The 26,069-nt window shown below is 46.0% G+C and carries 7 protein-coding genes; 5 read left to right on the top strand and 2 right to left on the bottom strand.

Going from position 1 to position 26,069, the window contains the following annotated elements:
* Window positions 1-43 precede the first annotated feature (43 nt).
* The gene (gene torT, locus R7P72_RS01510; RefSeq protein WP_262631379.1) at window positions 44-1,093 is read left to right on the top strand and encodes a TMAO reductase system periplasmic protein TorT; all 1,050 of its coding nucleotides are present in this window, start codon (window positions 44-46) and stop codon (window positions 1,091-1,093) included.
* 64 nt (window positions 1,094-1,157) lie between these two features.
* A complete protein-coding gene (locus R7P72_RS01515) occupies window positions 1,158-1,613 on the top strand; it encodes a methylglyoxal synthase (RefSeq protein ID WP_005376571.1) in 456 nt (151 codons plus the stop codon).
* Window positions 1,614-1,690: 77 nt separating this feature from the next.
* Here the strand turns inward: R7P72_RS01515 and helD are convergent, their stop codons facing one another.
* Complete coding sequence (helD, locus tag R7P72_RS01520; protein ID WP_005376572.1) at window positions 1,691-3,760, bottom strand: DNA helicase IV; 2,070 nt, start codon at window positions 3,758-3,760, stop codon at window positions 1,691-1,693.
* A gap of 324 nt (window positions 3,761-4,084) precedes the next feature.
* On the opposite strand from helD, the gene yccS reads away from it, so the two are divergent.
* From yccS to R7P72_RS01535, 3 genes are all read left to right on the top strand, one after another.
* The gene (gene yccS, locus R7P72_RS01525; RefSeq protein ID WP_005376573.1) at window positions 4,085-6,238 is read left to right on the top strand and encodes a YccS family putative transporter; all 2,154 of its coding nucleotides are present in this window, start codon (window positions 4,085-4,087) and stop codon (window positions 6,236-6,238) included.
* A gap of 189 nt (window positions 6,239-6,427) precedes the next feature.
* A complete protein-coding gene (locus R7P72_RS01530) occupies window positions 6,428-6,658 on the top strand; it encodes a hypothetical protein (protein WP_005376575.1) in 231 nt (76 codons plus the stop codon).
* Window positions 6,659-6,738: 80 nt separating this feature from the next.
* A complete protein-coding gene (locus tag R7P72_RS01535; RefSeq protein WP_213907008.1) occupies window positions 6,739-7,041 on the top strand; it encodes a hypothetical protein in 303 nt (100 codons plus the stop codon).
* 183 nt (window positions 7,042-7,224) lie between these two features.
* Here R7P72_RS01535 and R7P72_RS01540 read toward each other — a convergent pair whose 3' ends face one another.
* The gene (locus R7P72_RS01540; RefSeq protein ID WP_318110366.1) at window positions 7,225-25,842 is read right to left on the bottom strand and encodes a retention module-containing protein; all 18,618 of its coding nucleotides are present in this window, start codon (window positions 25,840-25,842) and stop codon (window positions 7,225-7,227) included.
* Window positions 25,843-26,069 lie beyond the last annotated feature (227 nt).

A 26,069-nucleotide genomic window follows, 5' to 3' on the forward strand; every position in this document is an offset into this window, starting at 1 on the left:
ATTTTCATGACCTTAATGTTCGTGTTCAGCGACATATTACGTTATATTTTGCAGTGTTTACTTAATCTATGCCAACGAACTTCATTTCATGGTTAAAAATCAACACTCATTTCGCACATTTTTCAAACATTCTGCAGCCACTTTAACCCTAGTTGCTTCTTTGCCAGCGGTTGCCGCAGAGAAAATATGTGCAATATACCCTCACCTAAAGGATTCATACTGGTTGTCAGTAAACTATGGAATGGTGTCCGAAGCGAAAAGAGAAGGTGTCGAGCTACGAGTCCTTGAAGCGGGCGGCTACCCAAACAAAACCCGTCAAGAACAACAACTCGCACTGTGTAACCAATGGGGAGCAGATGCGGTTATCCTTGGGACCGTGGACCCACAGGCTTACGAGCATTCACTTAAAAATTGGGTGGGGAATACTCCCGTTTTTGCTACTGTGAACCAACTCGACTTGGATGAAGAACAAAGTGAGTTGCTAAAAGGGACTGTCGGTGTTGACTGGCATTGGATGGGATACGAAGCGGGTCAATATTTGGCCGCTCGCCATCCAAAGGCGTCAGGAAAAACCAACATTGCCTTACTTTTGGGGCCGCGAACTCGTGGTGGTACGAAACCCGTTACTGCCGGATTTTATGAAGCGATACAAGGAAGTGATATCAACATTGTTGACTCATTTTGGGCAGACAACGACAAGGAGTTACAACGTAACCTAGTTCAACGTGTGATCGATATGGGAAATATAGATTACATTGTTGGCAGTGCAGTGGCGATTGAAGCGGCCATCAGTGAGCTGCGCAGTGCCGGCAAAGCTGAGGAGATCGGTTTAGTTTCTGTGTACTTAAGTCATGGTGTATATCGAGGCCTGTTACGTAACAAAGTACTCTTCGCACCAACAGATAAAATGGTGCAGCAAGGTCGGCTTTCCGTGATGCAAGCAACGCATTACTTAAGGGGTGAAGCTTATGACAAACATGCCTCACCAACCATCAAACCACTGACTCCGAAGACGCTTCATGACGACACGATCGAAGAATCGTTATCTCCGTCAGAATATAGGCCGACATTCCGTGTTAAGGCTGTTGATTGAAAGACCAAAAACGTGTTCTATTGAGTCACAACAATTTTAAAATCATATAAACGGAAACATCTTGATGCAAAAAACCATTCGTACCATGCCAACCCATAAACATGTGGCTTTGGTCGCTCACGACAACTGCAAACCTGAGCTACTTCGCTGGGTAAAAGAAAACAAAGAAAAGCTACAGAGTCACTTCCTTTACGCAACTGGCACGACAGGACACATGCTGAGTAAAGAAACTGGACTTGCGATCAAGAGCATGATCAGTGGTCCGATGGGCGGTGATCAACAACTAGGCGCTCTCATTTCAGAAGGCAAAATCGACGTTCTCGTTTTCTTTTGGGATCCACTGAATGCCGTACCTCACGACCCAGATGTTAAAGCGCTTCTTCGTATTGCTAGTGTTTGGAATATTCCTGTAGCAACGAACCGAGCCACCGCTAAGTTCCTGTTTAACTCCCCTCTTCTTGAGCAAGAAGTAGACATCGAAGTTCCGGATTACGAAGCCTATCTTGCTGAGCGCATGTAAGCTTTGATGCCAACCAAATAAAGCAAAGGCGATACCAAGTATCGCCTTTGCTGTTTTTAACATTCTAAACGTTGCATTTAACGGGAAGTCACGATGGGATAATCACCATTAACGAGCTCTTGAACGAATGCAGATCCCGCGCCAGTATGCGTGATCCAAACCTTCTCTTTCGCACGTGTAATCGCCACGTAAAATAGCCTGCGCTCTTCTGCGTAAGGGAATTTGTCTTTGGATTCCGTCAACGCACCATCAATGTGAATTTGCTTCTTCTTAGCGGGGAATTGCCCCTCATCCACAGAAAGAATAATCACAAAGTCAGCTTCGCGTCCTTTACTCGCATGGCAAGTCATAAAGCGAATATCGAGATTAGGGAAACGTCGCAACCAATCGTCGAACAAATCGGGCTTATGGTAATGGTTGCGTCCTAGCAATAAAACTGACTTGGTTTGCTTGGCTTGTTGATTCAAGTGATCCAAGATCTTTTCCACTTGATTGCTCGGCGCGGTATGTACGCTCTTCTGCTTGCGTTGTTTGTGGCTGTTTAGTGTTTTCGGCAACTGCGATGGGTTTTGCTGCACGAATGTATTCGCTACATCACCAATCTGATTGTTGAAACGATAAGTTGTATCTAAGTGATGAACGGTTGAGTGAGCAAAGCGTTCTTTAAAGCCAGTGATAAGATCGACATCCGCTCCTGCAAACTGATAGATCGCTTGCCAATCGTCGCCAACAGCAAATAACGTCGCACCTGCTTGTTTCTGAGTGGATTCACACAGTGCTTCAATCAATGCCAGACGGTCTGGAGAGATATCTTGATACTCATCGACCATAATAAAGCGCCATGGCGAGACAAACTTTCCTTTATTCACATAATCTGTCGCACGACTGATCATGGTTGGGAAATCCACTTGGTTGCTTTCTTTAAGCATTTTCTGCCACGCTGTAAAACATGGCCAGCATAAGGCGAGTTCACTATTTAAACGCGTATAGTCTTGGTGGTTTACGAGCTTTTCTTGTACTTGCTTTTTGGTCAACCCTACCGCCGCTAAATGAGACAGCTGCGAATCTAGCCAAGCGATCAGTTTTGGATTTTCTGAATGGCTTCCTAACTCATCATCCCCTTTTAGGTACGCAATCGGCCATTTGTCTAAATGTTTTTGCCAACGTTTAAAGTTGGTGGGTGTCATCCAATGTTTTTTCAACCAGTCTACACACCATGCCGTTCGTTGATTTTCGTCCAACGCTAAAGGGCTAATTTCGACAGGTTGCTGTTCGACTTGTTTAAGAATATACAAGCCCAACTGATGGAATGTGTTGACGCGCACACCGTCTGCCGCCATGCCCACTTTATCTACTAAGCGTTCTTTCATTTCAGTCGCCGCATCACGACCGAACGCTAACATGAGAAGCTCTTCTGCTTGAGCCTGATGGCTTTGCAACAAATAGGCAACTCGTGCGGTTAAAACGCTGGTTTTGCCCGAGCCGGCACCAGCAAGAACTAAGTTGTGGTCGTCGTTGAGTAATACCGCATATTGCTGGGATAAATTCAAAGGAGAGGATTCAATTTGATTAAACAGCACTTCCCAATTTGGACGTTCTGCTTCTAGCCAATCGCGATTACGTTCACCAAGCGCCTCAGAGGTATCAATGAGCCAAGGCTCTATTTGCGACATACGATTCGGCATTCGCATTTTGGCTTCTTCTAGGGTGGTTTTCATCTCGCTTAACTCTTGGTTAAGACTTTCAACCCAGGAGACCACTTGAGAATGCGATAAGTAAGCAGGCAAGTGCTTTAGTTTGTAAAGCTCTTCTTCCCACTTAGGTAGATACTCAGCCAGTTTTCGGCACTGAGTGTTGTGCCACTCTTGATATTGACGAACGGCCTCAAGCGCGAACTTTCGGCATTGTGGCCACGGTAAACCTTGGACTAGCCAGCTTTGTTGTTTGCCTTCGTGTTCATGAGCAAAAAACTGTAAAGAGCTCCATAATAACCCACGCTTTACGCTAACTTTGCCATTCCAGATCGTAAAAGGAATATGTTCTTCACTGCCTATCGAGCTTAATAAAACACTGTTCTCTTTTATTTCGACGTGATGGTACTCATTTTGAATAAAAAACTGTGCTTTGCTAGTGGCAGTAAGCTGCATGAAACGTGCGCCTTTTAGTTTAGAAGTTGTCGATTTATATCATTTTAAGGCGCTAAATTGTAGCAACGGCGAGCACCTAAGTAAGCTTCTTCTTCTATTCTTTAATAAAATTCACATTACTGTCGATTTAATAACCTAAAGCTGAGGTTATTTGAAGCTGGCTTTACAATCCTCAATACATAACCTGGCAGTTTTAATATAAGTCAATGACATCCCTGCTGATTTTATCAGCAACCACGAATTTTTCTTAAAGTAAATCATAAACGCGCTATAGTGGGTCTGGTAGTATTCCCCCTGTTCTTCATCGGAAACATAAGGCGCATTGTGCAAGCAACTTCTAAATTTCGGCTATATTGGGCAAACAAGACGATAAATTACAGCGTTCTTATCCTTATTACCTTACTGGGTGTGGTTATCCCAACTTGGTACTTCGAGCAAAACACGCTGATAACGCCATTAATATTAGGCGTTATTGCTGCTGCTTTGGCTGAAAGTGATGACAGTTTCACTGGACGCATCAAGGCTCTGATTCTCACCTTTCTCTGTTTTGCGCTTGCTGCTTTTTCAATTGAAATCTTGTTCGATACCCCTTGGGCTTTTGCGTTGGGATTATTTATCTCAACCTTCGGCTTCATCATTCTTGGAGCGATAGGTCCTAAGTACGCGAGTATTGCTTTTGGTTCGTTGCTGATCGCTATTTATACTATGCTTGGCGCACATGAAAGCACCAACATTTGGTTTCAGCCACTACTGCTTTTGACTGGTGCCGCATGGTATTACTTCATGTCCATGATTTGGCAGATATTTTGGCCTCTTCAACCGGTGCAACAAAGCTTAGCCAATGTGTTCTTCCAAATGGCGAATTATCTTGATGCGAAAGCCAAGCTTTTTCACCCTGTGACCAACTTGACGCCACAACCGCTACGGATTGAAGCTGCAAAATGCAATGCTGCCACGGTTACGGCACTAAACGCTTGTAAAACCACATTACTTAACCGATCGAAACGGGGTCACATTGATGGGCCTAGTGACCGATTTTTAAATATTTACTTCATCGCTCAAGACATTCACGAACGCGTCAGTTCTAGCCATTATCGCTATCAGGATTTAGCGACCGAATTTGAACGTTCTGATGTGCTGTTTCGTTTTAAATATCTTTTGGAGTCTCAAGCCCAAGCGTGTCGTGATATTGCACTAGCCATTCAGCTAGGAAATGAATACTCCCATACCGATCAATCTATTCTGGCATTAGCTGAAGTACAAAACTCTCTTGCTTATCTAGAAGAACAAAAGCAAGGGCACTGGAAACGTCTGCTGATGCAGTTAACATATTTATTCAATAACTTAGCGACGGTAGAAAAACAACTTAATAACATTAACAACCCAGATGTTGAAGGCCTCGAAGAAGATACCCTCGCCGATACCAACCCACACACGCTAAAGGCGATGTGGCAGCGTATATCAGCAAATTTACACAAAGATTCGATGCTGTTTCGGCATGCATTACGTATGTCAATTGCCTTAACGATTGGCTATGGAATCATTCAAATATTCAACATCGACCGAGGTTACTGGATACTCTTAACCACTTTATTCGTATGCCAACCGAACTACAGTGCCACTCGCCAAAAATTGACGGCGCGAGTAATAGGTACATTAGCTGGTTTGTTGATTGGTGTACCATTGCTGACTTTTTTCCCTTCTCAAGAAAGCCAGTTAGTATTTATCGTTATCTCTGGAGTGATGTTTTTCGCCTTCCGGATGAACAACTATGGGTACGCGACTGGTTTTATTACACTGCTCGTCCTCTTCTTATTTAATCAACTAGGTGAAGGTTACGCAGTTGTCCTTCCTCGACTAGCAGATACCCTCATCGGGTGTGTGCTTGCAGTAGGAGCTGTATTAGTTATTTTGCCCGACTGGCAGTCGAGAAGGCTTCACAAAGTTATGTCGGATGCGATAGAGGCGAACAAGCAGTATCTCGATCAGATCATTGGTCAGTATAGAATCGGCAAGAAAGACAATTTGAGCTACCGTATCGCTCGCCGCCAGGCCCACAATAATGATGCCTCACTCTCTTCTGCGATTAGTACGATGCTGGCGGAGCCTGGCAAATATCGCGCAGCTGTTGATGAAAGTTTTCGCTTCCTAACGTTAAATCACGCAATGTTGAACTATATTTCTGCATTAGGCGCGCACAGAACTCGCATCGAAGATGAGTCAATTCATAAACTCGTTTTAGATGCTCACCGTTGTATTCATCAGCATCTGGATGTACTTCATAAACAGCTTCACCAGCATTGTGAGGAGTGTGACCTATCTAATATTGATGATGCTGGACTCGAGCAACGCTTAAACGAATGGCGCGATGAAGACGACAGCTCTGCCCGCATGGTATTGCAGCAACTTCATCTTATCTATCGCATGCTCCCAGAGCTTCATTCACTTGCTAGTAAGTTTGCCGTCAGGGTAAGTTAGTAACATTCAAACCATATGTAAGAGGGAAGCGCTATATCGCTTCCCTTTTTCTTTTTACGTTTCCATCTACCCCAAAGTGGGTAATTATGTACCTTCTTAGGAAAAATCTGACGTATCACTTAACACACCTTGACAATATTCGGACAAAAAGCAATCGATCAAATTCTAATCTATTTTGGTTGAATAAATATGTTGTATCCAAAGGATGAAGAATTTCGGGCAACGACGGATAAACCGAATCACGACGAAGGTATTGAGATGAACGCACAACAATTTAATGAACTTAAACAAAAGCTCAGTGATTTAACGGCAAGTCAGTTAAAGTCATTACAAGGTGAGATCAGCGTGAAACTAAATAAAGCGCAAAAACCGGTTCTATCTGGTGAAGAAAGAGAAATGCTTGCCAAACTGTTTGCCTAATCAAGTCATTGATATAAAACACTTGAACGTTTTATAAACTCCACCTATGCTCTCACTATCATAATGTTGGGAGTAGTGATATGCCTGTATCGGGAATTCAATCTGGACACCACATCGTTCAGATGTCACAACAAATGGCCGAGAAAGCTGCACATGGCATTAGCAATAATGTAAGTAAGGTAAAAGAAGAGCTTTCTGATCACAACAACGATTTAGCTGCGGTTGCGGATGTCGCAATAACAGCCTCAACACCTAGCCTTCCCTCTCAAAAAGTTGAATCTCTCATCAACCTCGCACAAGCCGCTGGTTATAACCGAGTTGGCGCGTCTGTCATAGAGAAAAACAATGAAATCATTGGCAGCTTGCTAGACATCCACGTTTAGGCGATTTAACGTCAAATTATCGCTATTTTAATTTCAAACTATCACTATAACGTCGTAACAAGATACCCCCTTTGCTTCGTTCTTGCTTTCTATTTCGATTCAAATATCTCCTGTTTAAAATCAAGCGTTCCCGAAAAAATGGGCGGCTTATCAGAGCCGCCCATTTTTGTGTTGTATACAGGTTTATCCGTTGTCAATAACACCGTTGTTCAGCAATGACTCTACAATCTCGTTGGAGCTGAGACCGTTGAAGTCGATTGAAGTACCTAAGTTTTCCACGACAATAGTCTGCTGAACATTTGCATCCGTCGTAATGTTCAGAGAAACACTTTCCGTCGATGCATCGTAGTCTGCTGAAATGTGACCAAGCAGATCATCCATGTCGATCATTGAGTTATTGAGATCAGAGATAACTTCACGTAAATCGATACTGTCTTCGTTAACAGTGAAGTCAGTAATGGTATCCACTGCCCCTTCATCAACGGAATCTACCGTCCACTTGAAGATATCGCTGCCGTCTCCACCCGTTAAGATATCTGAACCTAAGCCACCGATAAGCACGTCATCGCCATCGCCACCCAGAATAACGTCGTCACCGTCGCCACCAATCAAATTGATACCTGTGTCTCCACCGACTAAATAGCTGTCGTCCACTGCGGTTGACTGGTCAATATCGTCGCTATCACTACTCACATCCAAACTAATTTGGACAGGTGAAGACTGCGCTTCATCGCCATTAGATTCCGTTGATATCGCCGTAAGCGAAATATCGTAAGAACCGACATCAATACCACTGTTAGTATCTGTTGCGACAATTTCTAGCGTATCAATTTCATCGCTTGGTACTGTCCAAGTGGTACCATCGAAGCTAATGCCTGATGGAGAAACGCCACTTGTTACCTCAGCACTAGCTGGTACGCCCGTTAGTTCCAAAGACAGCACCTCGTCAATATCAGTAAGCGCCGCCATGATTCCGACAATCGCTAAACCTTGACTGCTCGCGGTTTGGCTAGCCGCAATTTGACGAATGTAATTAAACTGAGGATTGATACTCAATGTAGGTGCATCAGCTACAGGTGTCACATTGATAGTGAAATCTTGATTCGCTTCCAATGCGGTACCCGCATTTTCGAAGTACACGCCGTTGTCTTCGACTTTCACCGATAAAGTGATTGAAGCTGCGTTGACATCTCCTGCATCCACAAATACACCCTCAGAAGCGTCTGTTGCTCCAAGAACGGAGTTAATATTATCTGGTGTGCCCATTAGGGTTATTTCACCAGCCATCCCCGCCCCAACAGTCACACCACTACCTGCTGGCGGCTCGACACGAAGGTCGCCCTCGGTAACTGTAAGAGTCACCGTCATGATTTCATTCGCCTGCGCACCAGTGAAGTCGATGTCACTTACACTAATACCCGTTATTTTCTGGCCATCGGCTTCGTTGATCGTATCCGTTACCGATGTTGCAGTGATTTCAGGTGCGTCATTGGTCGCTTCAACATTCAACACTGCTGTGCCCGCGATTGTAATTGGGTCTGGAGCGCCGTTAGTGGTTCCGTCATCTGTGATTTCATAAGTGAAATTAACGTCACCAAAGAAATCTGCTGCGGGTTCAAACGTCCACTCTGTCGCACTCACTTGAGTCAGCGTGCCGGAAGCTGGGTCCACTAACGCAACATTATCGACGGTCAAGTTGTCTGACTCAGGATCACTTGCGTTGCTCAGCAACTCAGTAGCCGTAATAGTTACCGAACCACCATCTTCTTCGGTACTACTCAACGTTACCTCTGATGTTACCGGTGCATCGTTCACCTCAGTGACTTCGAAGGTCGCCGTTCCTGACACCGTTTGAGGATCTGAAACACCGTTCGTTGTACCGTTGTCGGTAATGTCGTAGGTCAAATCGACCTTGCCGTTGTAGCCAGGCGCAGGAGTAAATGACCATGTACCTGTTACGTTGTCGAAATCCAATGTGCCGCTGCTTGGATCAACCAACTGGACATTGCTCACCATCAAGGTGTCGTTTTCAATATCAGACGCATTCGCCAACAAATCAGCTTGGGTAATATCAACCGCCGTACTGTCTTCTGCGATATCAGAAAGTGTCACTTCAGACGTCGTTGGAGCATCATTGACTTCCGTTACGTTGAACGATGCGCTGCCGTTAACCGATTTAGGATCTGATGCACCATTTGTCGTGCCATCATCTGTAATGGTGTACGTGATTTCAACTGGACCGTTGTAATCTGGTGCTGGGGTAAATTCCCACTCTCCCGTGCCACTGTTGAAAGTAATGCTGCCCGAATTCGGATCCGTTAACTGAACATTGCTGACCGTGAGGTTATCGTTCTCTACGTCTGTCGCATTCGCAATAAGATCCGCTTCAGAGATGGAGAACACACCACTATCTTCTTCAATATCCGGTAGCGTCACTGGCGTAGTTTCTGGGGTATCATTCACCGCTGTCACTTCAATATTGAAGCTGCTGCTGTTGGTATTTAGGGTGTCATCTACCCCACCAATGACGATACCTTCATTACCTTGGTCATCGACTGTCACGTCCACCTGAACGTCACCAAAGAAGTTCAGGTCTGGATTAAACTCAATCAGACCGTCTGCAATGGCATTGTTTAGATCGGCCACTGTGCCTTTCAGTTCAACGGAGTCCGTACCATCACCGCTCACGGTTAGGTTGTAAGTAGCGATGAGCGTTGGATTAAGCTCCAAGATACCGCTGTCGACGTTCACATTGAGTACGTATTCAGCATTCGGATCATCGAGTACGGCATCAATATCGGTAATGCTGAAACCATCAAGCAGCATTGGCGTATCTTCTGGTGTTTCCACATCCACGGTATTGACGAACTCTGGACGATCGTTCACTGCTTCAACATCAACAGTGACATCAAACTCCTCTGCGGAGCCCAAGCTTTGACTGCCATCGAGCCCAGTATCAACGGCTTGCACTTTGAAATGCAGCGAACCATCCCATGAGTTATCGTTGCGATCCCCAGAATTAAACACCACTTGATCCAAGTCTTGAGCATTGATTTCTAAGACAAAAATGCCGCCGCCTTGGTCAGTAAACACTGTCCCATCAGGTAATGAAACACTCGCCCCATCAGGGACATTGGAGACCTCAACTCTCAGCGTCTCTGGATCATTTTCCTGGTAGTTTGCACCATCTCCGATGGACTCTTTGTTATCAACCACTAACGCATTTACATTAATAACAATGTCTTCGCCCTCATTACCTGCAGCCGAAGTATCGGGATTCACATCAACATCATCACCAATAGGATTGACAATAAGCGTAAAGTTGTTGTTTCGTTCCGTTGGAACTTGTAGCAACTCCTCTTGAATGAAGACCGTAATACCTATCTCAGCCTCGCCACTAAAGTGTTTTGGCGGTTTAATTTGGATGTCACTCAGGTCAATGGACGTCTGAGTGAGATCTTTTAGTTGAATACTCCATTCGCCCCCACCGTTGTTCTTAACAACATAATCAGAGGAATTGGATTTAACGATAAAGTCATCAGGAAGCCCCGTTAACTTGAGTGAAACGAAACTCTCAGAACCGTCATTATCGTTCAGGCTGATCGAAACACCAGAGCCCGATTGATTCAGCGAAATTAAAGTATCTTCGTCACCAATCACCGTGATTGGCTGCGTCGGATCGGCACCTATAATGGTAATGTCATCAACGACTGGCGTAACTTCAAATGTGACATCGTCAGTGAAGGTTCTCACATCTATATTATCGCCAGAGTTATTCAAGATAGACTGATCAAACACAGCTTCATCAGTAATTTCTCCCTCGATATTAATCTTGACGGTATTTTGGCCACCACCTACGGGGTAATTTTCTTTTGGCTTAAACAGAACATTGTCAAGCGCACCAGCTAAAATCTCAGCTTCATTAAACTCAATACTGGTTCCTAAGCTGTTACCATTGGCATCAACAAACTCACCTAATGTTGTGTCATCAAGCTCTAACTTGATGTTCGTTAGTGTTTCTCGACCACCTTGAGTGTTGTTAAATTGATCGGCAAAATCAACACTCAAGTTAAGTTGGATTAAGCCATCTTCGTAACCAACACCATCCGCCGTGGGAACGTCGTTATTTAGATCAGTCACAGGTTGTTTGTTTGCATCCAAGCCGAAAGTACCGACGATATCTACTCTTACATTTGGTGTGACATCGCTATCCAACGGCTGATCCCCGGCTGAACTCGGAACGTCTGCAACCGGTAAAACCTGAACTGGAAACTGGACATTATTTTCTTTTTCATCACCGGACTCAGTGTCTTTAGTGACAAACCGAATTGGTAATTCGAAATCACCTGCGTAATCTTCTGCCAAGTGCATCGTCAAGCCATCAAGGCCAGTAATATTTCCACTCGCATCGATATGGGCTTGGAACACGTATTTACCATTGACAAAATCAACATCCGTCCCCGTGATCACCAAACCAGGAGGAATGCCAGGAGCTGTCGGGTCGACGATAATAGTTAAGACATCTTCCACACCATCTGCATTAATCGCATCGACTTTCGACGTCAACTGAGCACCAAGGTTAATAGAATTGTCTTCCAACGCTTGAATTTGGACATCATCAGCCACCTGAATCTCTGCCGCTACACTCATTTTCGGTGTGAGGACGGTTGGAAACTCTAGTGTCACATCCGTTTGACGCACGACCGTCGCATCTTTTTCGTTGCCCAAATCCTCGCCCAAATCATTTACTTCTGCGTAAATGGTTAAGCCAATTTGAGAGAGACCACCGTTATCGCCATCGTCACTGTCATCGTTTGGTGTTAAATCAAGTCCAGACGGCGCTTTAATTGAGAAGTTGTCTTCATTGGTTACTGTCCAACGACCTCCACCTTCATTTAGTGCACCGACGATAACCAATTGGTTGAGGATCTCAGGGTCCACATTGTGAAATTGAACAACAAGTTGAGTCACCACTTCATCTGAAGACGCATCAAACTCTTGATATTTAATGATATGAGCACCAGATTCGCCCCCCATAGAAGTGTTGATCGTAAAGTCAATGTTACCTTGATCGTCTGACTTCACGATATCGGTAGCACCACCACCACTTTCAGTGACAAGCAGACGGGTTTGGTCATCTATTGCCCCCGTTTTATCCTCTGGCTCAACGATTGGATTAACTTGGACATTCACCGTACCATTGATGGTTTTCTCAGCGATACCTTCACCGGGATTCGAAGCGTCAACATATTCATGGTCAATCTCTTTCACAGTGACGGTCGTGGTCAAGTCAAAGTCAGTACTTGAATCCTGCTCCAACTGGACTTGAACATAGCCACTTTGAGAGATTTTAGCGGAAAAATCTTGCTCTGATTCACCGGCTTGCGGTGAAAGCGTTAGTGTTCCAGAAACAAGCGCTTGTGCCACACCATCTACATAGACCGTGCTGCCTGGAGGAAATCCAGAGATGGTTACATCACTAAAGAATTCATCGGTATCAGGGCTTTGTACGAGCGTCGGTTTCCAATCGATGTCAAAGCGCGTATCTTCATCTCCCTCCGATCGAACAACGTAGTTATCTTGAGCGTCAATAACGGGTTCGACCTTGATCCTTACCTCTCTTTCAATCACACGACTATGACCATCATTCTCGGTAACAATGATCGTCCCTGTAATCGCAATGTTTTCGGTTGAAGAGGCTTCTGGAATAATTTGAATACCGGAATTAAAATTCAGCCCAGTGATGTTTGCTTCGTAAATCGGTTGACCGTTACCATCATAGCCAACAAAGGTGAGGTCAACGCTTGAACCGTCTGAATCTACGACACGAACACCGTCGGGGATGTTGGACAGGATAACAGTAATGGCTTCTGAATCATCCTGTGGTCTATCGGCAACTTCACCAGATACAACCGAGAAGTTGAGGTTTACAACACCATTCTCTTCAATAGTCGTCTCTATTCCGGCCACATCTCCGTCTACGAATCGGTTCCAAACGTTCCCCGCGTCAATTAATACCGTGTCTGGTATGTCAGCAACACCTTTTACACCAACGATGACGGTCTTACTGCCCAGTGACAACACATCTTCTGTCGTACCGGTAGACAATGATGCTGTGTCTTTCACAATGCCTTCGACATTGAAAGTAAAGTCATCATTGCTGTGCAACGGAGGAAGAACTTCGACGTTCGCTAATTCAGACTCTGGCACTTCGTAATAAAGTACATTGCCGTCTGAATCGGTCACTTCTACTATCTGACTTGGGTTTGCTGAGTCCAGCCACACCAAAGTAACCCCATCAATTGAGAAGTTAGAAATGCGCACAAATAACGCTTCAGAACCATCTAAGTCCGCTGATGGTTTCATGGTGATCACTTCACTTAATTGGAGTGGATCGTGATCAGTGACAGGGTCTACCGTATTTTGAGTTCGAGCATTATCCTCAAACACATTAATTCGGTTTACAGTAAAACTACCTTTATCCGCAACTGGGTTTACATCAATAATGATGGTTTCGGTTTCTGAGCGAGCGGTATCTTTCCCAAGCAGTGGATTGTTGTTTTCCGTCGTAATAGCGGTGACATCAATTCTGATTTCGCCCGAGAAGTTATCTATCGGATCAACTTGAACTTCATCAATTCGGCTTGCATCCACCAGATAAACACCACCGGATTTTGGTATCGCACTACCATCTGAATAGACTAACTCTGCGTTACCTTCTCCTTGTGTAAAGACAAGCTCGTACACAATGCCTTCTGGGTTACTAGTGTCTTGGGTTTCAGCCGTGATGTTAAGTGCGACATTGTTTCCATCTTCATCAACCGAGTAGTTAAATTCGCTGCTTGCCGTCCACGTTGCAATATCTGCGACGGCAGCAACTTCAATGTCTAAACGACCATTAATCGTATGATCTGGCGTACCATTGTTAAGAATTTCCACGCGGATACGAGGATCGATACCAGAAGCATCGGTTGATGTATGACGATCTGGTACGAAGTACAAGTTATCTAACGAGACAAGCTCACCATTGAATGACTGCTCAACATTTGATGCGTCGAGAACAACCGTATTGCCCACAGATGTTAATTCAATGTAGTTGCCACTGCCGTCTCTGTAGTAGAACGTACCGTTGTGAGTATCAGCATCTCGAATAGTGATGTCACCTAAGCTCTCGTTACGGTCGATATCGTGTAAATTGATAACCAAGTCGACTTTCGCAGGGCTAACATCCAGCGTCGACAAGTTGTCCTGAGTATTTGCAGAGTCAACGCCCACAACGACACCATCACGCCCTTGGTCTTCGAACGCAGTAACGGTAGACGTGTCAATTTGCGCATTGCGGTCTCTTATCGAGATATCCACATCGGCATCTGCGATATCGCCATCACCATCGGTTGCAACAACGTTGATGGTGAAATCAATCGAGTCGGTTTCGGTATGGTCAAGATCGTCATTCGGACGGAATGACACACTGCCATCGGTTCGAACAACCAAACGACCGATTTCAGTATCCACTCCGTCAAGAACCTTGTGAACAAATACGACTTGGTCGCTGCCGTTCAAATCGACAGAATCAGAATCAACACCGTTTTGCTTAAAGTAAATGCCTGAATCATCAGCCGAGAATGAAGTCACTTGTGCGCCGTCAGCACCAAGGTCATCATCCCCCTCTACAGGGTCTCGGAATAAACGAACCGTGCGGCTGCCTTGTCCCTCAACACGCGAAATAGATGCATCGTGCAAGGTTGGAACATCATCGGTAATCGTCACTGGTAAGTTAATACCTGCCGTATCGCCATCGACATCGGTCGCAAAGACTGGGAGATCAAGTATGAGTGTATCTTCGCCTTGAGTTGAGTGATCTAGCGCACCCTCAAGCGTAAACTTGTAAGAGCCGTCAGCGTTCAAAACTAGCGTGAACACTGAGTTACCATCAGGTGTTTGACCTTGATAAGTAAAGTTGTTGTTGCTTACCGCGGTTTGAACTAACGTCACCGCAAGACCACCTGAAGTTACTCCTGGTATCGGGTTAGAAGTAAGATCCAGCTGATAAGAGACAACGGTATCTGCCCCTTCCACCGTATCGAAATTGCCTGTTGCTTCTAGGCTGTCTTTGTTGGTTGCCTGGGAGCCGTTGGCAAGGTCATCCTCATCAACAGCCAAAGCATCTGCTGATTTAATTTCGGGAATGTCATCAACTACGGTAATTGGAAGATTTAGTGGTGATGACGTGTCACCATCAAAGTCTGTTACTGTAATTGGAATATCAATGACAAGGTTGTTTTCACCTTGAACAGCGTCGTGGTCGATTGGTCCCAACAGCTCAAATTGGTAGCTGTCATTATTCGCATCAAGAGACAGCGTGAAGATCTTAGTTGATGTGCCAGTAATAACCGCTTCGTAACTGGTTACTCCACCATTCGTGCCTACTAGATTCAACTCGATGCTGCTGCCGTTCGACGTTAAACCAGACACGACTGCATCGAGGTCTGAAACTTGGTAGCTGACAATCTTGTCTGCACCAGCAACGACCTCAAATCCGCCGTTCAATACCGTAGAATCATTACTTGTCGTGTCAGAGCCACCGGCAAGATCATCTTCATCAACGGTTTGTTGGCTAGAGTCTGTCACGTTCACAATAGCTGGAACATCGTCCACCACGGTGATCGGCAAGGTGATGTTATTGGACACATCGCCATCAAAATCAGTCGCGTTGACTGGGAAGTTGATGACTAACGAGTTCTCATCGTTACCCGTAGGATGATCAAGTGCGCCCAACAGTTCAAATTCATAACTGTCTGCTGAACCATTTAGCGTCAGTTTAAAGACGGTGTCCGTCGTACCTTGTACATAAGCTCGGTACTCAATCACACCGTTTGAATTTGAAAACTCAACCAACTCGAGCGGTTGACCACCTGAGGTAAGTCCAGATACAGGCGACGTTAAGCTATCCAACTGGAAGCTAACGATAGAGTCGGCACCATCCGTAACGTCAAAGTTGCCACCAATGATATTGGATTCTGGCGTGTCGTCCGAACCTTGGCTTGGAATATCATCCTCATCCACAGACAAGGTACTACCAGAGCTAATAGCATCAATGGTTGGCTTGTCATCTACGATCGTCACTGGCAAGGTCGCAGTGATGGTATCGTTGTCGCCATCCGTGATCTTCACAGGTAGATTCAACAAAATTTCATCAGAGTTAACCGCGTGATCTAACTGACCAGATAACTCAAAGTCGTATTTACCATCTTGATGAAGTGTCAACGTGAAGACCGTCACTCCACCCGGTGTTTGTCCCACGTAAACAAGCGCGTCAGCAGTTGAAGCGCCAACGTCTTGAGAAAGTGTTACCTCTTCTCCACCCGATTTCAGGTTCGGGATAGGATTTGAGCTTAGATCCAATTCGAAAGCATCAATACCATCTGCGCTAGTGACTTCGAACTCACCTGATACCGTTAATGGCTCTTTCGTTCCATCAGAACCAAGAGGTAAGTCATCTTCGTCGACACGTAGACTTTCAATATTGGTAACAACTGGAACATCGTCCACAACGGTAATTGGCAATGTGAAGGCTGGTGAAGTATCACCATCATTATCTGTCGCCGTCACAGAGAGGTTAATAACAATCTCGTTTTGCTGATTACCATCGGGATGATCAAGCGGCTTCTGTAAATCGAACTCATAGGAGTTGTTCGTTGCATCCAGCGTCAGTTCGAAAACCACTTCAGCAGGATTGCCAGCAACACCTTGGTATACGTTCACGCCGTTTGCGCTAGAAGACAGAACTAAGGTGATAGCTTCACCATCTGAAGTCAGTGACGCAACAGGCGTGGTCAGGTCACTCAGCTGAATAGAAGCAACTTGGTCAGCACCTTCGGTGATATCAAAAGTACCTGAAATAACAGTATCTTCTGCACTTGCAGCATCCGTACCTGCTGGTAGGTCATCTTCATCAACGGTTTGTTCGCTGCCTGCTAGTAAACCATCAATGGTCGGAACATCATCCACAACCGTAATTGGTAAGGTGATGTTGTTCGACACGTCTCCATCAAAGTCCGTCGCGTTTATCGGTAAATTGATGACCAGTTCATTTTGGCCATCAGCATTTGGATGATCGAGAGGAGCAAGCAAATCGAACGTGTAGCTATCATCAGAAGCATCAAGGGTCACACGGAATACTGGTGTCGCCGTGCCATCAATACGAGCTTCGTAAACTGAAACGCCACCTGCGTTTGATACTTCAATCATAACCAGTGATTGACCACCAGAGGTCAGACCTTGTACTGGCGTCGTTAGGTCAGAAACACCGTACTCGACAATACCATCAGAACCATCAGTCGCGATGAAGTTACCTGCAATGCTGTTCGACTGCGTACCATCAGATCCGACTGTTGGGATATCATCCTCATCAACCGTTTGCACACTTGTTGCTTCGATGCCACCAAGTGTCGGCTTGTCATCAACGATCTTGACAGGAATTGTCTCAGCAGACGTGTCGCCATCAAAATCTGTTGCGATGATTGGGAAGTTAAGCGTTAACTCATCACTATCAACAGCATGATCAATTGGCCCTTCTAGCGTGAAGTTGTAAGAGCCATCAGTATTCACTGTTAGCGTAAAGACCGCTTCAGTACCCGCTGTCGCCTCGTAAGTAAAGCTTCCATCACCATTTGCAGTTTCCGTCAGTGTGACTGCCACGCCTTGTGATGTAAGGCCAGCCACTGGTGTTGCAGACGCGTCAAGCTGATAGCTCACCACTCGGTCAGAGCCTTGTGTGGTAGTGAAGTTGCCATCGATTGAAATCGGGTCAGTCTGATCTGAGCCAATCGAGCCTAGGTCATCTTCATCAACGGTAATCGCATCGACATCGGTAATAGTTGGCTTATCATCCATGATGGTGACTGGGATCGTTTCTGTGGTGGTATCACCATCAAAATCCGTCGCGATGATTGGGAAGTTCAGTGTCAGCTCATCATTACCCGTCGCATGGTCGATTGGACCTTGCAGCGTGAAGTTGTATGAACCATCCGTATTAACGGTCAGCGTAAATACGGCTTCAGTTCCTGCTGTCGCTTCATAAGTGTAGCTACCGTCGCCGTTTGCAGTTTCCGTCAGCGTGACGGCCACACCTTGTGATGTCAGACCATCAACTGGTGTTGCAGCAGTATCTAATTGGTAGCTCACTACCCCATCAGAGCCTTGCGTTGTAGTGAAGTTGCCATCGATTGAAATTGGATCTGAGCCATCAGAGCCAATCGTCGCTAGGTCATCTTCATCCACACGGATTGCGTCTACATCAGTGATGGTTGGTTTATCATCAACGATGGTGACAGGTAGTGTTTCCGTCGACGTGTCGCCATCAAAATCTGTTGCGATAATCGGGAAGTCGATTTGTAGACTGTCACTATTCACCGCATGGTCTAGTGGACCTTGCAGAGTAAAGGTGTAGCTGCCATCTGGCTTCACAACCAATTCAAATACGGCATTGCCATCTGCTGTGGCAGTGTAAGTAAAGCTGCCATCACCATTTGTTGTCTCAGTAAGCACGACAGGCTCACCATGAGAGGTCAACCCTGCTACTGGATCTGCTGTTGCATCAAGCTGGTATTTAACAACGCTGTCTGAGCCTTCAGTTGTGGTGAAAGAGCCCGACATAAACGCATCATCGTTTTGGTCTGAGCCAATTGAGGCAAGGTCATCTTCGTCTACTGTTAGTGGGACAACGTTATCGATGGTTGGAACGTCATCAGTAATCGTGACTGGAATAGTCGCGGTTGTCGTATCGCCATCAAAGTCTGTTGCAATGATTGGGAAGTTCAGAACCAATTCATCGCTGTTTAACGCGTGATCCACCGGCCCTTCAAGGCGGAAATTGTATGTGCCATCAGCATTAACATTCATGGTGAAGACCGGATTGCCATCCGCGGTAGCCACGTAAGTGAAGCTGCCATCAGCATTCGCATTCTCTACCAAAGTAACAGGCTCACCGTGAGAAGTTAAACCTGCGACAGGATCAGCCGTTGAATCAAGTTGGTAGCTCACTACACGGTCTGAACCTTGGGTAGTGGTGAACGCGCCTTCAACAAACACAGCGTCACTTTGGTCTGAGCCAATACCTGATAAATCATCTTCGTCTACAGCCAGAGGCACAACATTATCGATGATTGGTGCATCATCCGTAATGGTGACTGGAATGGTCGCCGAAGTCGTATCACCATCAAAATCGGTGGCAATAATTGGGAAATCAATCGTCAGGCTGTCGCTGTTAGCTGCATGGTCAATCGGGCCTTGCAGCGTAAAGTCGTACGTACCATCTGCTGCTACATTCAACGTGAAGACTGGATTACCGTCAGCGGTCGCAACATAGGTAAAGCTGCCGTCGCCATTCGCGGTTTCCACCAAGGTAATCGCCTCACCTTGAGAGGTTAGCCCCGCAACAGGATCAGCGGTTGAATCCAGTTGATAGCTCACCACTCGGTCAGAGCCTTGTGTGGTAGTAAACGCGCCTTCAACGAACAGATCGCCGCCAGGGTCGGAACCCACACCGGTAAGGTCATCTTCATCGACACTTAACGCATCCACCGCTGTGATGGTCGGTACATCATCAACAATCGTGACTGGAATGGTTTCAGTAACGGTGTCGCCATCAAAGTCGGTTGCGATAATTGGGAAGTTGAGTGTCAGTTCGTCACTATCAACCGCGTGATCAATTGGCCCTTCAAGTGTGAAGTTGTAAGAGCCATCAGTATCTACTGTCAGAGTAAATACTGGATTGCCACCCGCAGTCGCTTCATAAGTGAAACTACCATCACCATTTGCGGTTTCTATCAGTGTGACAGCCACGCCTTGCGACGTTAAACCGTCAACCGGTGTTGATGTGCCATCGAGTTGGTAGCTCACCACTCGGTCTGAACCTTGTGTGGTGGTGAAGTTACCATCAATAGAAATCGGATTGCTTTGGTCTGAGCCAATTGACGCTAGATCATCTTCATCAACCGTAATGGAATCCACGTCAGTAATCACTGGCTTATCGTCCACGATCGTCACAGGGATAGTGGCATTTGTGGTGTCGCCATCAAAGTCGGTCGCGATGATTGGGAAGTTGAGCGTTAACTCATCACTATCAACAGCATGATCGATTGGGCCTTCAAGCGTGAAGTTATAAGAGCCATCAGTGTTCACTGTCAGTGTAAAGACCGACTCGGTGCCTGCTGTTGCTTGATAGGTAAAGCTGCCATCGCCATTTGCGGTTTCAGTCAGTGTGACTGCCACGCCTTGTGATGTAAGGCCAGCCACTGGTGTTGCAGACGCGTCAAGCTGATAGCTCACCACTCGGTCAGAGCCTTGTGTGGTAGTGAAGTTGCCATCGATTGAAATCGGGCCAGTCTGATCTGAGCCAATCGTACCTAAGTCATCTTCATCAATGGTAATCGCATCAACATCGGTAATGGTCGGTTTATCATCCACGATGGTGACTGGGATCGTTTCTGTGGTGGTATCACCATCAAAATCCGTTGCGATGATTGGGAAGTTCAGTGTCAGCTCATCACTGTCTGTCGCATGGTCGATTGGACCTTGAAGCGTGAAGTTGTATGAGCCATCCGTATTTACTGTTAGCGTGAAGACCGATTCAGTACCTGCCGTCGCTTGGTAAGTGTAGCTACCGTCGCCGTTTGCAGTTTCAGCCAGCGTGACGGCCACACCTTGTGATGTTAGACCATCAACTGGCGTTGCAGCAGTATCTAATTGGTAGCTTACTACCCCATCAGAACCTTGCGTTGTAGTGAAGTTGCCACCGATTGAAATTGGATCTGAGCCGTCAGAGCCAATCGTCGCTAAGTCATCTTCATCCACACGGATTGCGTCTACGTCAGTGATGGTTGGTTTATCATCAACGATGGTGACAGGTAGTGTTTCTGTCGACGTATCGCCATCAAAGTCTGTTGCGATAATCGGGAAGTCGATTTGCAGGCTGTCGCTATTCACCGCATGGTCTAGTGGGCCCTGCAGAGTAAAGGTGTAGCTGCCGTCTGGCTTCACAACCAATTCAAATACGGCATTGCCATCTGCTGTGGCTGTGTAAGTAAAGCTGCCATCACCATTTGTTGTCTCAGCAAGTACGACAGGCTCACCATGAGAGGTTAGCCCTGCTACTGGGTCTGCCGTTGCATCAAGCTGGTATTTAACAACGCTGTCTGAGCCTTCAGTTGTGCTGAAAGACCCCGACATAAACGCATCATCGTTTTGGTCTGAGCCAATTGAGGCGAGATCATCTTCGTCTACTGTCAGTGGGACAACGTTATCAATGGTTGGAACATCATCAGTAATCGTAACTGGAATGGTCGCAGTCGTCGTGTCGCCATCAAAGTCTGTTGCAATGATTGGGAAGTTTAGAACTAATTCATCGCTGTTTAACGCGTGATCAACCGGACCTTCTAGACGGAAGTTGTATGTGCCGTCTGCATTCACGTTCATGGTGAAGACAGGATTGCCATCCGCGGTAGCAACGTAAGTGAAACTGCCATCTGCATTCGCAGTCTCTACCAAAGTAACAGGCTCACCTTGAGAAGTTAAACCTGAAACAGGATCAGCCGTTGAATCAAGTTGGTAGCTCACCACACGGTCTGAACCTTGAGTGGTCGTGAACGCGCCTTCAACAAACACAGCGTCAGTTTGGTCTGAGCCAATACCTGATAAATCATCTTCGTCTACAGCCAGAGGCACGACATTATCAATGATTGGTGCATCATCCGTAATCGTGACTGGAATGGTTGCCGAAGTCGTATCACCATCAAAATCGGTGGCAATAATTGGGAAATCAATCGTCAGGCTGTCACTGTTGGCGGCATGGTCAATCGGGCCTTGCAGCGTAAAGTCGTACGTACCATCTGTTGCTACATTCAACGTGAAGACTGGATTGCCGTCAGCGGTCGCCACATAGGTAAAGCTGCCGTCACCATTGGCGGTTTCCACCAAGGTAATCGCCTCACCCTGAGAGGTCAGCCCCGCAACAGGATCAGCGGTTGAATCCAGTTGATAGCTCACCACTCGGTCAGAGCCTTGAGTAGTGGTAAACGCACCTTCAACGAACAGATCGCCGCCTGGGTCTGAGCCCATACCGGTAAGGTCATCTTCATCGACACTTAACGCATCCACCGCTGTGATGGTAGGTACATCATCAACAATCGTGACAGGAATGGTTTCAGTAACGGTGTCGCCATCAAAATCGGTTGCGATAATTGGGAAGTTAAGTGTCAACTCGTCACTATCAACCGCGTGATCAATTGGCCCTTCAAGCGTGAAGTTGTAAGAGCCATCAGTATTCACAGTCAAAGTAAATACAGAGTTGCCACCCGCTGTCGCTTCATAAGTGAAACTGCCGTCACCGTTTGCGGTTTCTGTTAGCGTTACCGCTACACCTTGCGATGTTAAACCGTCAACTGGTGTTGATGTGCCATCGAGTTGGTAGCTCACCACTCGGTCTGAACCTTGTGTGGTGGTGAAGTTGCCATCAATAGAAATTGGATTGCTTTGGTCTGAGCCAATTGACGCTAGATCATCTTCATCAACCGTAATAACGTCGACGTCGGTAATAACAGGCTTATCGTCCACGATTGTCACTGGGATAGTGGCATTTGTGGTGTCGCCATCAAAGTCTGTTGCGATGATTGGGAAGTTCAGTGTCAGCTCGTCGCTATCTACTGCGTGGTCGATTGGCCCTTCAAGCGTGAAGTTATAAGAGCCATCAGTGTTCACTATCAGTGTAAAGACCGCTTCAGAGCCCGCTATTGCCTCGTAAGTAAAGCTGCCATCACCATTTGTGGTTTCAGTCAGCGTGACTGCCACGCCTTGTGATGTGAGTCCAGCCACTGGTGTTGCAGAAGCATCAAGCTGATAGCTCACTACTCGGTCCGAGCCTTGTGTGGTGGTGAAGTTGCCATCGATTGAAATCGGGTCAGTCTGATCTGACCCAATCGTGCCTAAGTCATCTTCATCAACGGTAATCGCATCGACGTCGGTAATGGTTGGCTTATCATCCACGATGGTAACAGGCAATACGATTTGGCTTGTGTCACCATCGAAATCAGTAGCAATAACATTAAAATCGAGGGTTAAGCTGTCGCTATTTGCCGCATGGTCGATTGGACCTTGCAGTTCAAAACTGTACGAGCCGTCGGTATTCAAAATTAATGTGAAAACTGCGCTGCCATTTGCGGTTGCGCTGTAGGTGTAACTGCCGTCTGCATTTTGCGTTTCGGCAATGGAGACGGTCTGACCTTGAGATTGCAGGCCATTTAAAGGATCAGCGTTTAAATCCAACTGATACTGTACGACGCCATCAGAACCCTGAGTCGTCGTGAACTGACCTTCAACCAGCGTTGGCTGTGATTGGTCAGAGCCTACCGAACTTAAGTCATCCTCATCGACGGTAAGAGCAACAACGTCGTTAATGGTTGGCACATCATCAGTAATGGTAACCGGTAGAACAAGTGAACTGGTGTCACCGTCAAAGTCCGTTGCGACAATAGTAAAGTCTAGAGTTAAGCTATCGCTACCAACAGCATGATCGATTGGACCTTCAAGGGTAAATGAATAAGAACCGTCAGGGTTCACTTGTAAGGTGAAGATAGCGTCCCCTTCTGCTGTTGCAGAATAGGTAAAGCTGCCATCTGAGTTGGTTGTTTCCGTCAGAGAGATAGATCGACCCTGTGATTCCAACCCATTGAGTGGATCAGTACCGCTTTCTAATTGATAACTTACAACACGGTCTGAGCCCTGAGTCGTCGTGAAACTGCCTTGCGCGAGCACAGAGTCGCTTTGATCGGAGCCGATGCTTGATAAATCGTCTTCATCGACGGCTAGTGCCTCAACGCCATCAATCGAAGGAACGTCATCTTGAACTTGAATGACAATTTGCGCTGCTTCTGGTGTGTTCGAACCGTCGGTAATCGAGGAACGGTCACCATCCGCATCTACCGCGTAAACTGGCAGTGAGAAAGTAAGCGAGTCATCGTTAGCACCCGTATGGTCAAGTTGTTCATACAAGTTGAATTGGTATTCGCCCAATGCAGGTGCATCAATCGCCACATCAAATACGGTAATACGCACACCATCCAGCTCAATGAAGCCTTCGTAAGTACGTACGCCGTTACTCTCGGACGCTAGTTCTAGTTGAACAACCTGCCCTTGAGATTGGAGTTCTCCACCAACATTAAACTCTGTAGGTTCCAACTCATAGTGATCAATGATGTCACTACCGACCGCTGTCGTGATCGCCCCAGTCCCACTTGTTACTACCGCGCCTTCCTGTGAACCTTGGTCAACCCCCGCCTCGTCTAAAGACAATCCCGTCACGTTTTCAATCACTGGATTATCGCCATCAAGGATGGTCATCGTAAAGGTGTTGCTTGCCGTATCTTGGTCAAAGTCGACGATTGTGGTTGGCAAAGAGAGCTCAATCGTATCTTCACCGTTTGTTTGTTCTAACGGCTTAAATTGCTCAAATTGGTAAGTGCCATCTGTGTTCAGACCAATGGTTAAGACGGTTTCATTCGAGCCAGCAATGGACAAGGTGATAGTACTGCCGTCTTCAGAGAGTACCGCTTCTGTCGCCTGATTATCACTCAATAGGCCATCGAATTGACTAAGTCCTTCTTGATTAAATGTGACCGTTGCCAATTGATCACTACCAATATCAACAAAAGTGCCAGTAATTGGTGTAGAAGAAGATTCAACGTTTTCAAAAGTAACGTTTTGCGGCGCAGGATCATCGCCATCAATAACGGTTGTCGTAAAATCAATAGGGGCTTGAATACTGTTACCACCAATATCTGCACCTGTAATATCAAAAGCAATATTGATTTGATCACCGACGATCGATACTTGGCCATCAGCAACAGACGCAACATGGTCAATACCCTGGCTAATCGTGGTAACGACCTCTAACTCTAAATCACGGCCTAAAGATGTCGCTTCGATCTCGATACGAAGCACTTCGTTACCTTCTTGAGTACCGATAATGGCATTTTGCGCTTCGTCATAAACGAACGCCACTGGCTGACCACCAGAGGTAATATCACTGTTAAGCTCAGTTAACAAAGACTCTAAAGAAGACGTTTCGGGTACAAATGAAGCAGTATCAAGTGCGAGATCCCCTGCTTCAACCAGCACACTAGACGAAATAGTTTGCGGGTAGCTTGATAGAGAAATTGAGCCTTCTGTTACGCTAGATTGCAGTGACTGCCCACCATCAGCAAAAATCGTGACATTCAAACCGTCATCTTCGTCGCGATCATCTTCTCCGCTGCGAGTCGCAGACGTTTCAAAAAAAGTAGAAGCGAGTACTTCCGGGTTATTATATTCAACCGTCACGTAGCCAGCATTAGCCGAGCCTTCAGCACCTGCGCCAGCAGCTGTTGCTTCTAAGATAGCGGTAGGGTCAGCTCCGTCTAAAATAGCTTGCTGGATAGCGGCAATATCGTTGGCGTCGAAGTCAGCACTTCCAATAGCCGTTGGGTCAAAAGTCACTAAGCCATTAACTGGAGATTGTACCAATACTGGTTCTAACGGTTCAGAAGAAGGCACAGGAAGACAAGCAACACAATTTGCATCGACCAGATAAAGCTCATTATTTATCTGTACGTCGAGAGAAGCATTATTTTCTGTGATAATAATCTCGCCAGGTCTTAACTCATCCCCCGCTTTTATGACCTTAACGTTTCCATCCAGGCCCAAAACCAAAACTTCACCTTTGACAGCATTTACAATCGCGCTCTGCGGTACCGTGTGCGTACTCATCTGACCTCCGCTAATGGCTTACGTTTCCCATTAACCTTTTTAGATAATTTCTTATTAATTTAGTGCGGCATACTGCACACCTTTATACGATTAAACTAAGTATTGAATCATTAAACAATCGATAAATACCCTACTACCAAGCAACATAAGTAAAACTTACTCGTAGTCACAGAAATGTGACACATGTGCTGACGCGTAGATATCGAATAATTATATGAAATTGATAC

The organism is Vibrio sp. Vb0888, assembly GCF_033338835.1.
In the GTDB taxonomy this organism is placed as follows: domain Bacteria; phylum Pseudomonadota; class Gammaproteobacteria; order Enterobacterales; family Vibrionaceae; genus Vibrio; species Vibrio alginolyticus.